Source organism: Pseudomonas pisciculturae (assembly GCF_015461805.1).
GTDB classification, from domain to species: domain Bacteria; phylum Pseudomonadota; class Gammaproteobacteria; order Pseudomonadales; family Pseudomonadaceae; genus Aquipseudomonas; species Aquipseudomonas pisciculturae.
Map to the genome: position 1 here is coordinate 168,493 of NZ_JACVZE010000007.1, position 13,395 is coordinate 181,887.

Consider the following 13,395-nt stretch of genomic DNA (forward strand, 5'->3'; position numbering starts at 1 on the left):
CGCGTGGCTCAGTCGCGGGGCAATCCACGTGCAAGCAGTTCGTCTACCAGACGCACTTGCAGCTGTTGCAGGTGCGGCAAGTTCAATTGATGACGGGCCGCCGCCTGGCAAGCATAGCCCAATAGGTAGCTGATTTCGGTACGCCGGGCGCTGGCCACGTCCTGATACATCGAGGAGTAATTGGCGGCGGTGGCGTGGATCACCCGTTCCACTTCGTGTTGCAACTCGACGGCGGCGGCGGGTTGGCCGCAACATTCCAGCAGTTCAGCGAGTTCGGCGCACAGGGTGGCCACCTCGCACTGATGAGCATGCAGTTCGCCATTCCGGCATTGATACAACACGGTCAGCGGGTTGATTGCGCAATTGAGCGCCAGTTTGCGCCATAGGCGTGTCAGGATGTCGGTGCTCCATTCGTGGGGGATGCCGGCGGTTTGCAGGTCGTTTAGCCACAGCGGTGGAGTGGGGTGGCTTGCGTCCCCCAGCCAGGTGTAGCCATGGCCGGCAAATACCACGCGCCAGTCGCCATCGCGAAAGGCACCTTCGGTGCTGGAGGCAAAGATGCAGCGGGCCTGGGGCAGTTGCGCGGCCACTGCGTCCTGGCTGCCGAGGCCGTTTTGCAGCAGGATCAGTTCGGCGTCCGGTGCCAGTCGGTGTTGTAACTGGGCGACGGCACCTTGGGCGTCGTAGGCTTTGCAGGCTACGAGCAGGCGGCGAATAGGTTGTGGGCTGTCGGGCGTTTCGCCGATTACCGGGTAAGTGTGCGCCACGCCCTGTTCCACCAGGGTCAATCCTGGCGCGGCCTGGTAACTGGCCAGGCGTGCCTCGTCGCGCAGGATCAACCGCACAGGCACCCCGGCCCGCGCCAGGCGTGCGGCCCAGAGTGTGCCCAGGCTGCCAGCGCCGAGAATATGCCAGGTGGTCGACATCAGTTTGTACTCCGTAGGGTCGCCCGCAGTGAACGCGGCGAAAGAACCGCTATAATGCCCCGGCATTTTAGCTCGGGCGCGCTCCATCTCTACTGAGCCCGCCCCTTATATTGGAGAAATCACATGCCTTCGTTCGACGTGGTATCTGAACTGGACAAACACGAAGTCACCAACGCCGTCGAGAACGCCGTCAAGGAACTGGACCGTCGCTATGACTTGAAAGGCAAGGGCAGCTTCGAATTCAAGGAAAAGGACCTCACCGTCAACCTGACCGCTGAAGCCGATTTCCAGCTGGAAGCGATGATCGAAATCCTCAAGCTGTCGCTGGTCAAGCGCAAGATCGACGCGCAGTGCCTTGAAATCAAGGACGCCTACGCTTCGGGCAAGCTGATGAAGCAGGAAGCCGTGCTCAAGGAAGGCATCGACAAGGAGTTGGCGAAGAAAATCGTCGCTCACGTGAAGGATGCCAAGCTGAAAGTCCAGGCCGCCATCCAGGGTGAGCAGGTGCGTATCACCGGCAAAAAGCGTGACGACCTGCAAGAGGCCATCGCGGCCCTGCGCGCCAAGACCTTTGACATGCCGCTGCAGTTCAATAACTTCCGCGACTGATGGCACCTTGGGGAACCTGCGGGCGTTTTTGACGTCCCACGCCCCAGAACCAGTGCCTACACTTGAGCCCTACGGGGCTCATTTGCGTTTTTAGGCAGTCAATAAAGCCGCACATCCGCCACACAGGAGAAGATAGATGGATTTGAATGCTGAAATGGATAATTTGATCAAGACGTCAGAGTCTTGGATCCCGATGATCATGGAATACGGCAGCCGTGTACTGCTGGCCGTCCTGACCCTCGCCATCGGCTGGTGGCTCATCAACGTGTTGACCGGCCGTGTCGGGCGCTTGTTGGCGCTGCGTAATGCGGACATGGCCCTGCAACATTTCATCACCAACCTGGCCAACATCGCGCTCAAAGTGATGCTGATGGTCAACGTGGCCTCGATGATCGGCGTGGCAACGACCTCGTTCGTTGCTGCAATCGGTGCAGCTACCCTGGCCATCGGCCTGGCACTGCAAGGCAGCCTGGCGAACTTTGCCGGTGGTGTACTGATTTTGCTGTTCCGCCCGTTCCGCATTGGTGACTGGATTGAAGCCCAAGGCACTTCGGGTACCGTGGACAGCATCCAGATCTTCCACACCGTGTTGCGCACCGGCGACAACAAGACTGTCATCATCCCGAATGGCAGCCTGTCCAACGGCATCATCACCAACACCAACCGTCAGCCAACCCGCAAAGTCGTGTTTGATGTGGGTGTGGACTACGAGGCGGACCTGCAAAAAGCCCGTGAGGTGCTGCTGGAGTTGGCCAAAGACCCGCGCGTGTTGACTGACCCGGCCGCGGTGGCAGTGGTTTCGACCTTGGGCGATAGCTCGATTACCGTGTCCCTGCGTTGCTGGACCAAGACGGCGGATTATTGGGATGTGATGTTTATGTTGAACGAACTTGCACGAGATCGCTTAAAAGCGGCGGGGATTGATATTCCTTTTCCGCAGCGGGTGATTCGCGTGGTTCAGGAAGCGGCTGTGCAATAAGTCGTTTTCATGACTTGGCCTTTTGGTCAACTAATGCTGTTCAAGACAAGGGGCTCCAGGCCCCTTGTTTGTTGTCAGGCTCCTTGGCAACTACCAAGTTCTAAGCAGTACCGCCTATTACAACTAGCGAACACGGCTTGCTTAGTTAGCTTGCTATTTAAGTGACTGGTCCCGTATAGGCATTTTTCTTGGGCATAAAAAAACCGGCGACCTCATTCGGTCGCCGGTTTTTTAATAGCGTTACGCGTTAGCGCAATCAGCTGAGCATTGAAATTACAAGATGCTCAGTGGGTACTCTACGATCACACGCGTGTCGTTCAGGTTGTCGTAGTTGGTGCCGCGGTAATCGGCGTTGGAACCACGATAGATCGCGTTACGCACACGGAAGGACAGGTCTTTGGCCGGGCCTTCTTGCACTACGTACTTGGCTTCTACGTCCCACTCGTGCTCTTTGCCATCGCTGGAAGAGTCGGCAACGCTGACGCCGCTACCGCGAGTGTAGCGAGTCATGAAGCTCAGGCCTGGCACGCCAAAAGAGGCCATGTTCAGGTCGTAGCGAGCCTGCCAGGACTTCTCGTCTTTACCGACGAAGTCGGAGATCTGCACGGAGTTGGCCAGGTAAACGGTACCGCCACCGTCGACGCCGTAGTTGTAACCGGTTTGACCCGAGGACTTCTGGTAAGCCAGGGTAAACTTGTGGGCTTCGAAGGTATAGGCAGCTGCCAGGCTCCAGACGCGGTTGTCGAGGTCGCCAGCCAGTTTCTTGCCGTCGTCCTTGCTGCGGTAGCCGTTGAAATCAAGACTCAGCGATTGTTTGTCGCTCAGTGGCAGGGTGTAGAACACGTTGACGTACTGCTTCTTCCAGTAGTCTTCAATGTCGGAAGCGTGAGCGGCCAACACCAGGTTGTCAAAACCCGAGTAGGTTGCGCCAACGATGTTCGCCGAGCTCAAGCCTGGGTTTTGCTCGCCGGTGACACGGCTGCGACCGTTGATGGTGTCACGGCCCATGCCGGTTTGCGCGCTCAATGCGGTGAAGCGGCCGCCGATCAGCTCGAGACCTTTGATCTCGTTGCTGGTGATCAAAGTACCGGTGGCGACTTCTGGCAGCAGACGGCCGTCGTCGGTGGTGAACACCGGGCTGGATACGAATTGATTACCGTATTTGAGTACGGTGTTGGAGATGCGCAGCTTCGCCGCCCCAGCAAGTTTGGACTGAGTATTTTCAGGCTCGCCGGAACCATTGGTAGCGAACAGACCGTTACCGGCAGTGCCAGAACCGCCGTCGAGTTTTACGCTGCCCATGGCCATGGCATCGAGACCGAAACCAACGGTGCCTTGAGTGAAGCCGGACGTGTAGGTGAGCAGCTCGCTGACACCGGTGTCTTCACGGTAACCGCTGAGTTTGTCGTCGGTGCCGGTGGTGTAGGTACCGTTACCACGACGTACGTTGCCCACGCCGCTCTTGTAGTCACGGTTCATGTACATGGCACGGGTTTTCGCGGTCAAAGTGCTATCTTCGATAAAGCCCTTTGCATCGTCCTGGGAGGACGCGATTGCGAACTGCGAGGTGCCTGCTGAAACAGCCAGGGCGATCATGCTCCACTTCATCACGCGCATCGTGATTTGCTCCTTTGGTTTTAGGAAGAGTACTGCCGTCCCACCTGTATTTTTGTCTGGGCGGCTCTTTCTTTTTGTGTCGGCGCAAAGTTATATCACGCTGACAATCTTGGCGATACTTGCTCAACTTTCCTTTCAGCTTCTTTACGAGCTAGTCGTAAATTGCTATGTCCATGTCGCAATTTCACAGCCTCACTGTAACGAGGCTGACAACTTCAATACTGTTGTAAATCATTGAACAGAGCGCCTGAAACGCCACTTTCAAAGTTTCCAATCTTCCTTGGTGCGTATTGAATCGCTAGTGTTTTTCATCGCGAAACACCTGCTTCCATTTCGGTGCCGTTGCCGACGATGTGGGGATGAATGCAACAAGCGCGCCCAAACGGGTAACCGAATGTCATTTTTTCGTGAAAAATGTCATGGCTGCGTAAAAACCGCATAAGCACGGGGTTTTTACGCCGATTGGTTTGGCCTTGACGCCCGTGTTCTGTGTATGTCCTGTGGTGCATAAATGCCGAGCCTGTGTAAAACGTTACCCGTTCACCCCAGTCAGTGGGTAATCGGCGGATCTCTTTGACGCATAAGTGGGTCATTTTGGTGCAGTGGCTTGAATCGTCCCTGAACCAGATGATGGCTTAATGCCTTATTTTTTGAGGGCTCTGTATCGGGGCTCTCGTGGGTGTTTTTTAATCAGTACGTGAATGAAGGCTGTGGGATTGGTCAGAGAGCGTAGTTCAAATAAACACTTGTCTCGAAATGGTGCGCTTTTTTCGCCTTGCCTTGTCTGGGCGCGTATTCGCCGGCGTGAAGCGTCAGCCATTCGCAGGTATGCTGGGGCCTTGAACCTGACCTGCCGAACGGAGTGCCTGCGGTGTTCGCCTTAGATCAACGCCTTCAACAAGACACACTAGTCATCGGGGATTTCCCCCTGAGCCGCCTGCTGCTGTCCAATGACTCGAACTACCCTTGGTTCATCCTGGTGCCGCGCATTGACGGTATCAGCGAAGTGTTTCAGCTGGATGTCGCCGACCAGCAGCGTTTATGGCAAGAGACCACGGCCCTGGCGCAGTTGCTCAATGAGGGCCTGGCGGCTGACAAAATGAATATCGGTGCCTTGGGCAACGTGGTCAGCCAGCTCCATGTACACGTTATTGTGCGCAAACGTGACGATGCGGCCTGGCCTGCGCCGGTCTGGGGCAAGCACCCGGCCAAGCCTTACAGCGACGCGCAGGTGAGTGCCCTCCGCGCGCGCTTGCGCGAACTGTTGCCCGCCGACTTTATCTTTACCCAGGGCTGAATTATGGATTTGCAAGACCGCGTCACAGATCTGGAAAGCCGCCTGGCCTTTCAGGACGACACCATCGAGACCCTCAATGACATCCTCGTCACCCAGCAGCGTGCCGTCGAGCGCCTGCAGTTGCAGATGACCGCGCTGCTCAAGCGCCAGGAAGAGATGGGCGGCCAGTTCGAAACGTCCGAAGAGGAAGCACCGCCGCCGCATTATTGATTAATGCGCGGGCAATAAAAAACCGCGATCCAGCCAACGCTGGGTCGCGGTTTTTTTTGCTGCGAAGGCTGGGGTCAGCGACGCGGCAGTGCTGCGATCACGTCTTCGGCCTGCAGGCCTTTGTCGCGATTCATCACGGAGAACTCCACGCGCTGGCCTTCCACCAGGACACGATGGCCTTCGCCGCGAATGGCCCGGAAGTGGACGAAGATATCGTCGCCCGAATCACGGGAAATAAAGCCGAAGCCTTTGGACGTGTTGAACCACTTTACGGTACCGGTATCCCGATTGGTCATGTCGTAGTTTTGCGACGAGGCGGCAGGGGATGAACGGTAGAAGCTGATGGCCAGGTGAAGAACGATGGCGACCACAGCAATCACCAGGCTGAGCAGGATGGCCGGGTGGCCGCCGACTTCAGGCATGGGTGCCAGGAGGGTGAGGGTTTGTACGACAACAGTCAGCACCAATAGCGCACTGACCAGGTTTTGCAGTTGATGACGGGTGCCTTTGTTCCAGTAAGGAATCACCGGTGACAGCGTCAGGTTAAGAAGGCCGAACATGGCCAGGTACAGAGCGTCGTGTTGTTCCAGGTAGGGAGGGCTTCCCTGTTGCAGGCTCGGTATAAAGGACAGCAGCAAAGCTGCAACGCCCGTTAGCAGGTGGACGATTTTCAACATTTTGATTAACTCACGTTAAGACGGATCACAAGGAAGAGCTGACGGGCACGGTTCGCTTCTGAACAATTGAAGGCGTTGGGCACGTGCACGGGTATCAGCCTATGGCGCTGGCGCGAAAAGTAACGGCAGCGACACGCCGTCTATTTAACAGCAAAGGCTGTGCCTACTCAAATCAAGGCTTTACAGGGGTTGCATGGGGTAGGGCATTTCTGCTGGAAACGCTTGTCCTAGACAGGTGCGGGTGTTTTGCTTGGCTTGCTGTTGAAATATCCTACGTCACTTAAAGGCTTTCCTGTCGCTTGCTGGGGAGCCGAACAGAGGCGATTTGCCGCACGTCGCCTGGATGCATACGGCGGCGCGTTGTCGACTCTCTTGCTAGAGTGGTCCTGCACCTGATCAATGAATGCTCGTCAATTGAAGGGGAAAAACATGGCAATCGATATTGGTATCAGTGAAGAAGATCGCAAATCCATCGTTGATGGGCTGTCGCGGCTGCTGTCTGATACCTATGTGTTGTACCTGAAGACCCATAACTTCCATTGGAACGTCACAGGCCCGATGTTCCGCACGCTGCACTTGATGTTTGAAGAGCAGTACAACGAACTGGCGCTGGCGGTGGACTCCATTGCCGAGCGTATCCGCGCCTTGGGCTTCCCGGCTCCGGGCGCCTATTCGATCTACGCTCGGCTTTCTTCCATCAAGGAGGAAGAAGGCGTGCCAAGTGCCGAGGAAATGATCAAGCAGTTGGTCGCAGGCCAGGAGGCAGTCACTCGCACTGCACGGGGTATTTTCCCGCTGCTTGATAAAGTCAGCGATGAACCGACTGCCGACCTGCTGACCCAGCGTATGCAGGTTCACGAGAAAACCGCGTGGATGCTGCGCTCCCTGCTCGAAAACCAATAATCGTCAGCCCGCAGCGGCGCCGTCCTGGCGCCGCTCGCTTGTTTCCGCGCATTTGCTGGCGTTGTCCTACGCCCATCAACTCCCCGTCTTCTGGCTGTGCTTGCCTGCCTGCTGTCTTATAGGGCTATCGTCCAATGGGAGGCCCCATGGACTGCTGTTTGGCAATGGAGTGTCAGGTGTATGTCGCGCGCAGTAGGTAGTGGAGTGATGGAAACCGGTGGTTTCCATAAGTTGAAGGTCGACCCCTTTGCAAGGGGCTTCGATATGGGGCTGGCCAGGCCTCTGTCCCGATCGGTCAGGCTCAATGGGTTTTCCACGTGTCTGCGGCTGGAGCAGATCTATTGGAATATCCTCACGGAAATCGCCAGGCTCAATGCCTGTTCCGTCAGTGCCTTGCTGTCTTATGTCGATCGGGAAGTGCATTTGCGCTATGGCGGCGTGAAGAACTTCAGCGGGCTGGTGAGGGTGGTGTGCGTGGTTCACCTGCTTAAAGGCTGCGCAGAACCCTGACCCATCAGGTACGCCCGGCGCCCGCCCACTGCCCAGGTGGGGGAGGCGTCGGGTAGAAAGCCGGCTGCGCTGCCTCGATTTACCAGATATAATCCCGCGCTTTGCTGCGCATGCAGGGCTTGCCCCAGAACAGGCGTGGCGCAGTAACGTTCTGACCGCCGAGACATCGCCATGCCCATGTACGACTATCAATGTGCTTCCTGTGGTCATCAGTTGGAAGCCATTCAGAAGATCAGCGCAGCGCCGCTGGTCGATTGCCCGGCCTGCCAGGCGCCGGAACTCAAGAAGATGTTGTCCATGCCAGGCTTCCGCCTGAGCGGCAGCGGCTGGTACGAAACCGATTTCAAGACCGGCGCGAAGAAGAATATCGCGGGCGGCGACAAAGCAGACTGAGTTGAACTCTACGCGCAGGCTCCTGCATTATCCGTCCCCTGCTTTAATGTACGGTGACGAGGCAGGCCTCCACCGAATTTCGAATTACGAGAAGTGAAACCACTACCATGATGCGCAGCCACTATTGCGGCCAACTGAACGAGACCCTGGATGGTCAGGAAATCACCCTTTGCGGATGGGTTCACCGTCGCCGCGACCACGGCGGGGTGATCTTCCTCGATATCCGTGATCGTGATGGTCTGGCCCAAGTGGTGTTCGACCCGGACCGCGCTGAAAGCTTCGCCGCCGCCGACCGCGTGCGCAGCGAATACGTGGTGAAAATCACCGGCAAGGTTCGCCTGCGTCCGGCTGGTGCCGTGAACAAGAACATGGCGTCCGGCGGCATTGAAGTGCTGGGCTACGAGCTGGAAGTGCTGAACGAGTCGGAAACCCCGCCGTTCCCACTCAACGAATACTCCGACGTGGGCGAAGAAACCCGCCTGCGCTACCGCTTCCTGGACCTGCGTCGTCCGGAAATGGCCGAGAAGCTGCGCCTGCGTTCGCGCATGACCACCAGCATCCGTCGCTTCCTCGACGAAAACGGCTTCCTGGACGTAGAAACGCCGATCCTGACTCGGGCCACCCCGGAAGGCGCGCGTGACTACCTGGTGCCGAGCCGTACCCACGCAGGCTCGTTCTTTGCCCTGCCGCAATCGCCGCAGCTGTTCAAGCAACTGCTGATGGTGGCCGGCTTCGACCGCTACTACCAGATCGCCAAGTGCTTCCGCGACGAAGACCTGCGCGCTGACCGCCAGCCTGAATTCACCCAGATCGACATCGAGACCAGTTTTCTCGATGAAAAAGAGATCATGGGCCTCACCGAGAAAATGATCCGCAACCTGTTCAAGGAAGTGCTGGACCTGGAGTTCGGCGATTTCCCGCACATGACCTTCGAAGAAGCCATGCGCCGCTACGGTTCCGACAAGCCAGACCTGCGTAACCCGCTGGAACTGGTAGACGTAGCTGATCAACTCAAAGACGTCGACTTCAAGGTGTTCAGCGGCCCGGCCAACGACCCTAAATGCCGCATCGCCGCCCTGCGCGTGCCTGGCGGCGCGAGTATGCCGCGCAAGCAGATCGACGACTACACCAAGTTCGTCGGCATCTACGGTGCCAAGGGCCTGGCGTACATCAAGGTCAACGAGCGCGCCAACGGTGTTGACGGCCTGCAATCGCCGATCGTCAAAAACATTCCGCTGGACAACCTGAACGAGATCCTTGATCGCGTGGGTGCAGTCGATGGCGACATCGTGTTCTTCGGCGCCGACAAGGCCAAGATCGTCAGCGAAGCCCTGGGCGCGCTGCGTATCAAGCTGGGTCACGACCTGAACCTGCTGACCTGCGAATGGGCCCCGATGTGGGTCGTTGACTTCCCGATGTTCGAAGAGAACGACGACGGCAGCTTCAGCGCCTTGCACCACCCGTTCACCGCGCCGAAGTGCTCGCCAGCCGAGCTGGAAGCCAACCCGGCGGGCGCTCTGTCCCGTGCCTACGACATGGTGCTCAACGGCACTGAGTTGGGTGGCGGTTCGATCCGTATCCACCGCAAAGAGATGCAGCAAGCGGTGTTCCGTCTGTTGGGCATCAACGAAGCGGAACAGGAAGAGAAATTCGGCTTCCTGCTCGATGCCCTGAAATACGGCGCGCCACCTCACGGTGGTTTGGCCTTCGGCCTGGACCGTCTGGTGATGCTGATGACTGGCGCCCAGTCGATTCGTGAAGTGATTGCCTTCCCGAAAACCCAGAGTGCTGCGGACGTCATGACCCAGGCTCCAGGTGTGGTGGATGCCAAGGCACTGCGCGAGTTGCACATCCGCCTGCGCGAGACGCCGAAGGCTGAGTAAGGCTGCTGCGTGAAAGCGCACTGAGGTTTACGCAGTCTAAAAAGGCGCATCTTCGGATGCGCCTTTGCGTTAAAGGACTACATCTCGCCTGGGGCGAGGTTGATCAAGGTTTCTACAGAATTTCGGAGTTGTGTTATGGCTGGCCATTCCAAGTGGGCGAACATCAAGCACCGCAAAGAGCGTCAGGATGCCAAGAAAGGCAAGATCTTCACCAAGTGGATTCGCGAGCTGACCGTCGCTGCCCGCCAGGGCGGTGGTGACCCGGGCTCCAACCCGCGTCTGCGCCTGGCGCTGGACAAGGCCCTTGGCGCCAACATGAGCCGCGACATCATTGACCGTGCCGTGGCCCGTGGCGCCGGTGCTGCCGATACCGACGACATGGTCGAGCTGACCTACGAAGGCTACGGCCCGGGCGGCGTGGCGGTGATGGTTGAATGCATGACAGACAACCGCAACCGTACCGCAGCGGCCGTGCGCCATGCGTTCAGCAAGTGCGGTGGCAACCTCGGTACCGACGGTTCGGTGGCCTACCTGTTTGAGCGCAAGGGGCAGATCACGTTTGCACCGGGTACCGATGAAGATGCGTTGATGGAGGCCGCGATGGAGGCGGACGCCGACGATGTGGTGACCAATGAAGACGGTTCCATCGATGTATTTACCTCATTCGCCAGCTTCTACGCGGTGCGTAATGCCCTGGAAGCCGCCGGTTTCAAAGGCACCGACGCAGAAATCGTGATGCTGCCGACCACCAGCGCCGAGCTGGACCTGGACGGTGCGCAGAAGGTGTTGAAGCTGCTGGATATGTTGGAAGATCTGGATGATGTGCAGAACGTCTATTCCAACGCCGACATCCCTGAGTCCGTTGCCGAACAGCTGACTTAAGCGCGATGAAAATCCAGTGTGGGAGGGGGCTTGCTCCCGATTGCAGTGTGTCAGCCACACATGAACTGACTGACCCACCGCTATCGGGAGCAAGCCCCCTCCCACATTGGATCTATATGTACCCATAAAACCGCAGGCGTTATGACTTTAATCCTAGGTATCGACCCCGGTTCGCGCATCACCGGTTTTGGCGTAGTGCAACAGACCCCGCGCGGCTGTGTGTATGTCGCCTCGGGTTGCATCCGCACCGGCGCGGGCGAGTTGGCCGAGCGCTTGCAAATCGTCTATCGCGGCGTGCGTGAAGTGATCCAGACCTACGGGCCGGTGACCATGGGCATCGAAAAGGTGTTTATGGCCAAGAACGCCGACTCGGCGTTGAAGCTGGGCCAAGCCCGTGGTGCGGCCATCGTCGCAGGTGCCGAAGAGGGCCTGGAAATCGCCGAATACACCGCCACCCAGGTTAAACAGGCCGTCGTCGGCACCGGTGCAGCCAATAAAGAGCAGGTAATGATGATGGTCATGCACATGCTCAAGCTCACCTCAAAACCGCAGATCGACGCCTCCGACGCCCTGGCCATCGCCATTTGCCATGCCCATACCCGCTCAAGCCTGTTGCCCCACGGCTTGGGCACCGCACGCAGTCGTGGCGGGCGGCTGCGTCTCTGATAGCATCAGCGCAATCGTTATTTCCGGTCAGGCCTTGAACTGACCCCCAAGCTTTAAGGATTTGAACCGTGATTGGACGCTTGCGCGGCACCCTGGCTGAGAAACAGCCGCCGCACCTGATTCTGGATGTAAACGGGTTGGGGTATGAGCTGGAAGTGCCCATGACCACCCTGTATCGCCTGCCGTCGGTCGGCGAACCGCTGACCCTGCATACCCATCTGGTCGTACGCGAAGACGCCCAGTTACTCTATGGTTTTATCGGCAAGCGCGACCGCGATTTCTTCCGCGAACTGATTCGCCTCAATGGCGTAGGGCCCAAACTGGCGCTGGCGTTGATGTCGAGCCTGGAAGTGGATGAGTTGGTGCGTGCCGTTTCGGCCCAGGACACTTCGGCGTTGACCAAGGTGCCGGGTGTCGGCAAGAAAACCGCCGAGCGTCTGTTGGTAGAGCTCAAGGACCGTTTCAAGGCCTGGGAAGTCGTACCGAGCATGTTTGCCCTGGTGCCGAACCAGCCGGACATGCCAGCGGCTCCAGTTGCCAGTGCCGAAAGTGATGCCGTGAGTGCGCTGATTTCCCTGGGCTACAAGCCACAGGAAGCCAGTAAGGCGGTGTCGGCCATCAAGGACAAGAACCTGAGCAGTGAAGACATGATTCGCCGCGCCCTGAAGGGAATGATTTAAGTGATTGAAGCTGATCGTCTGATCGCGGCCACCGGCCCGCGCGACCGTGAAGAAGTCCAGGACCGGGCCATTCGCCCGCTGAGTCTGGCCGACTACATCGGGCAGCCCACCGTGCGTGAGCAGATGGAGTTGTTTATCCAGGCCGCGCGCGGGCGCAGTGAGTCTCTGGACCACACGCTGATCTTCGGCCCGCCGGGGTTGGGCAAGACCACGTTGGCCAATATCATTGCCCAGGAAATGGGCGTGTCGATCAAGTCCACCTCCGGCCCGGTGCTGGAGCGCCCTGGTGACCTGGCGGCATTGCTGACCAACCTTGAGCCCCATGACGTGCTGTTCATCGACGAGATCCACCGGCTTTCGCCGATCGTCGAGGAAGTGCTGTACCCGGCCATGGAAGATTTTCAGCTCGACATCATGATCGGCGAAGGCCCGGCAGCCCGCTCGATCAAGCTCGACCTGCCGCCGTTCACCCTGGTGGGTGCTACCACGCGTGCGGGCATGCTGACCAACCCGCTGCGAGACCGTTTCGGCATTGTTCAACGTCTAGAGTTCTATAGCACCGCAGACTTGGCGACCATCGTCAGCCGTTCGGCGAGCATTCTCGGCCTGCCCCTGGACCCGGAAGGCGCGTTTGAAATCGCCCGCCGGGCCCGTGGTACGCCGCGAATCGCCAACCGTTTGCTACGCCGCGTGCGCGATTTTGCCGAAGTGCGGGCCAAGGGTCATATCACCAAGGCCGTGGCTGACCTGGCGTTGAATCTGCTGGATGTGGACGAACACGGCTTCGATCACCAGGATCGACGTCTACTCTTGACCATGATCGAGAAATTCGACGGCGGCCCGGTGGGCGTCGACAGTCTGGCGGCGGCCATCAGTGAAGAGCGTCATACCATTGAGGATGTGCTGGAACCGTACCTGATCCAGCAGGGTTACATCATGCGTACGCCAAGGGGGCGGGTGGTGACGCGCCATGCCTATCTGCACTTCGGGCTAAACATTCCGTCACGATTGGGCGAGATGCCCGTGGTAGACGAATTCCTCGATGCAGTGGACGATTAAAAGCTTAACGCTCGCTGATTTATTCAAGGTTTGTGCTGTCCTAGTGGCTGGCGTCGTCATTCAGTCACTGGATGTGTTTTTCGAGAATGAAAAAACAGTTGCCC

General features: G+C 58.1%; 15 protein-coding genes. 12 read left to right on the top strand and 3 right to left on the bottom strand.

Going from position 1 to position 13,395, the window contains the following annotated elements; all coding sequences use genetic code 11:
- Positions 1–8 precede the first annotated feature (8 nt).
- The gene (locus ICY20_RS19805) at positions 9–926 is read right to left on the bottom strand and encodes a putative 2-dehydropantoate 2-reductase (RefSeq protein ID WP_159955502.1); all 918 of its coding nucleotides are present in this window, start codon (positions 924–926) and stop codon (positions 9–11) included.
- 123 nt (positions 927–1,049) lie between these two features.
- On the opposite strand from ICY20_RS19805, the gene ICY20_RS19810 reads away from it, so the two are divergent.
- Positions 1,050–1,535 (top strand): YajQ family cyclic di-GMP-binding protein, encoded by a 486-nt coding sequence (locus ICY20_RS19810; RefSeq protein ID WP_159955504.1) that lies wholly within the window; start codon positions 1,050–1,052, stop codon positions 1,533–1,535.
- 136 nt (positions 1,536–1,671) lie between these two features.
- Positions 1,672–2,514 carry a mechanosensitive ion channel family protein gene (locus ICY20_RS19815; protein WP_159955506.1) on the top strand — a complete coding sequence of 281 codons (843 nt, stop codon included), beginning with the start codon at positions 1,672–1,674 and terminating at the stop codon, positions 2,512–2,514.
- Between the two features lie 273 nt (positions 2,515–2,787).
- On the opposite strand, the gene ICY20_RS19820 is transcribed toward ICY20_RS19815, so the two are convergent.
- A complete protein-coding gene (locus tag ICY20_RS19820) occupies positions 2,788–4,131 on the bottom strand; it encodes an OprD family porin (RefSeq protein ID WP_159955508.1) in 1,344 nt (447 codons plus the stop codon).
- An 871-nt stretch (positions 4,132–5,002) separates the two neighbouring features.
- Between ICY20_RS19820 and ICY20_RS19825 the strand changes: the two genes are divergently transcribed.
- Positions 5,003–5,428, top strand: a complete 426-nt coding sequence (locus ICY20_RS19825) for an HIT domain-containing protein (RefSeq protein WP_159955510.1) — start codon at positions 5,003–5,005, stop codon at positions 5,426–5,428.
- Between the two features lie 3 nt (positions 5,429–5,431).
- Entirely contained in the window at positions 5,432–5,638 is a 207-nt protein-coding gene (locus ICY20_RS19830; protein WP_015885618.1) for a SlyX family protein, read from the top strand.
- A 74-nt stretch (positions 5,639–5,712) separates the two neighbouring features.
- Here the strand turns inward: ICY20_RS19830 and ICY20_RS28315 are convergent, their stop codons facing one another.
- Positions 5,713–6,315 (bottom strand): cold-shock protein, encoded by a 603-nt coding sequence (locus ICY20_RS28315; RefSeq protein WP_159955512.1) that lies wholly within the window; start codon positions 6,313–6,315, stop codon positions 5,713–5,715.
- Positions 6,316–6,744: 429 nt separating this feature from the next.
- On the opposite strand from ICY20_RS28315, the gene ICY20_RS19840 reads away from it, so the two are divergent.
- The 8 genes from ICY20_RS19840 to ruvB all read left to right on the top strand — a co-directional run bounded on the left by ICY20_RS19840 (position 6,745) and on the right by ruvB (position 13,291).
- Positions 6,745–7,218: a Dps family protein gene (locus ICY20_RS19840; RefSeq protein ID WP_003193874.1), complete on the top strand. Its 474-nt coding sequence runs from the start codon at positions 6,745–6,747 to the stop codon at positions 7,216–7,218.
- A gap of 180 nt (positions 7,219–7,398) precedes the next feature.
- Positions 7,399–7,728 (top strand): ribbon-helix-helix domain-containing protein, encoded by a 330-nt coding sequence (locus ICY20_RS19845; protein WP_159955514.1) that lies wholly within the window; start codon positions 7,399–7,401, stop codon positions 7,726–7,728.
- Between the two features lie 171 nt (positions 7,729–7,899).
- Positions 7,900–8,121, top strand: coding sequence for an FmdB family zinc ribbon protein (locus ICY20_RS19850; RefSeq protein WP_105524021.1), 222 nt, complete (start codon positions 7,900–7,902; stop codon positions 8,119–8,121).
- A gap of 107 nt (positions 8,122–8,228) precedes the next feature.
- Positions 8,229–10,004, top strand: coding sequence for an aspartate--tRNA ligase (gene aspS / locus ICY20_RS19855; RefSeq protein WP_159955516.1), 1,776 nt, complete (start codon positions 8,229–8,231; stop codon positions 10,002–10,004).
- Between the two features lie 135 nt (positions 10,005–10,139).
- Complete coding sequence (locus ICY20_RS19860; protein WP_135289456.1) at positions 10,140–10,886, top strand: YebC/PmpR family DNA-binding transcriptional regulator; 747 nt, start codon at positions 10,140–10,142, stop codon at positions 10,884–10,886.
- Between the two features lie 141 nt (positions 10,887–11,027).
- Positions 11,028–11,552 (top strand): crossover junction endodeoxyribonuclease RuvC, encoded by a 525-nt coding sequence (ruvC, locus tag ICY20_RS19865; protein ID WP_159955518.1) that lies wholly within the window; start codon positions 11,028–11,030, stop codon positions 11,550–11,552.
- A 68-nt stretch (positions 11,553–11,620) separates the two neighbouring features.
- The gene (gene ruvA, locus ICY20_RS19870) at positions 11,621–12,232 is read left to right on the top strand and encodes a Holliday junction branch migration protein RuvA (RefSeq protein ID WP_159955520.1); all 612 of its coding nucleotides are present in this window, start codon (positions 11,621–11,623) and stop codon (positions 12,230–12,232) included.
- Positions 12,233–13,291 (top strand): Holliday junction branch migration DNA helicase RuvB, encoded by a 1,059-nt coding sequence (ruvB, locus tag ICY20_RS19875; protein ID WP_003175801.1) that lies wholly within the window; start codon positions 12,233–12,235, stop codon positions 13,289–13,291. It begins immediately after the preceding gene.
- The last annotated feature ends 104 nt before the right edge of the window (positions 13,292–13,395 follow it).

Bases quoted from the DNA above. Each gene is read 5' to 3' on its own strand.
- ICY20_RS19810 (WP_159955504.1), top strand. From the start codon at position 1,050: ATGCCTTCGTTCGACGTGGTATCTGAACTGGACAAACACGAAGTCACC.
- ICY20_RS19815 (WP_159955506.1), top strand. From the start codon at position 1,672: ATGGATTTGAATGCTGAAATGGATAATTTGATCAAGACGTCAGAGTCT.
- aspS (WP_159955516.1), top strand. From the start codon at position 8,229: ATGATGCGCAGCCACTATTGCGGCCAACTGAACGAGACCCTGGATGGT.
- ICY20_RS19805 (WP_159955502.1), bottom strand. From the start codon at position 926: ATGTCGACCACCTGGCATATTCTCGGCGCTGGCAGCCTGGGCACACTC.
- ICY20_RS19830 (WP_015885618.1), top strand. From the start codon at position 5,432: ATGGATTTGCAAGACCGCGTCACAGATCTGGAAAGCCGCCTGGCCTTT.
- ICY20_RS19820 (WP_159955508.1), bottom strand. From the start codon at position 4,131: ATGCGCGTGATGAAGTGGAGCATGATCGCCCTGGCTGTTTCAGCAGGC.
- ICY20_RS28315 (WP_159955512.1), bottom strand. From the start codon at position 6,315: ATGTTGAAAATCGTCCACCTGCTAACGGGCGTTGCAGCTTTGCTGCTG.
- ICY20_RS19860 (WP_135289456.1), top strand. From the start codon at position 10,140: ATGGCTGGCCATTCCAAGTGGGCGAACATCAAGCACCGCAAAGAGCGT.
- ICY20_RS19840 (WP_003193874.1), top strand. From the start codon at position 6,745: ATGGCAATCGATATTGGTATCAGTGAAGAAGATCGCAAATCCATCGTT.
- ruvC (WP_159955518.1), top strand. From the start codon at position 11,028: ATGACTTTAATCCTAGGTATCGACCCCGGTTCGCGCATCACCGGTTTT.
- ICY20_RS19850 (WP_105524021.1), top strand. From the start codon at position 7,900: ATGCCCATGTACGACTATCAATGTGCTTCCTGTGGTCATCAGTTGGAA.
- ICY20_RS19845 (WP_159955514.1), top strand. From the start codon at position 7,399: ATGTCGCGCGCAGTAGGTAGTGGAGTGATGGAAACCGGTGGTTTCCAT.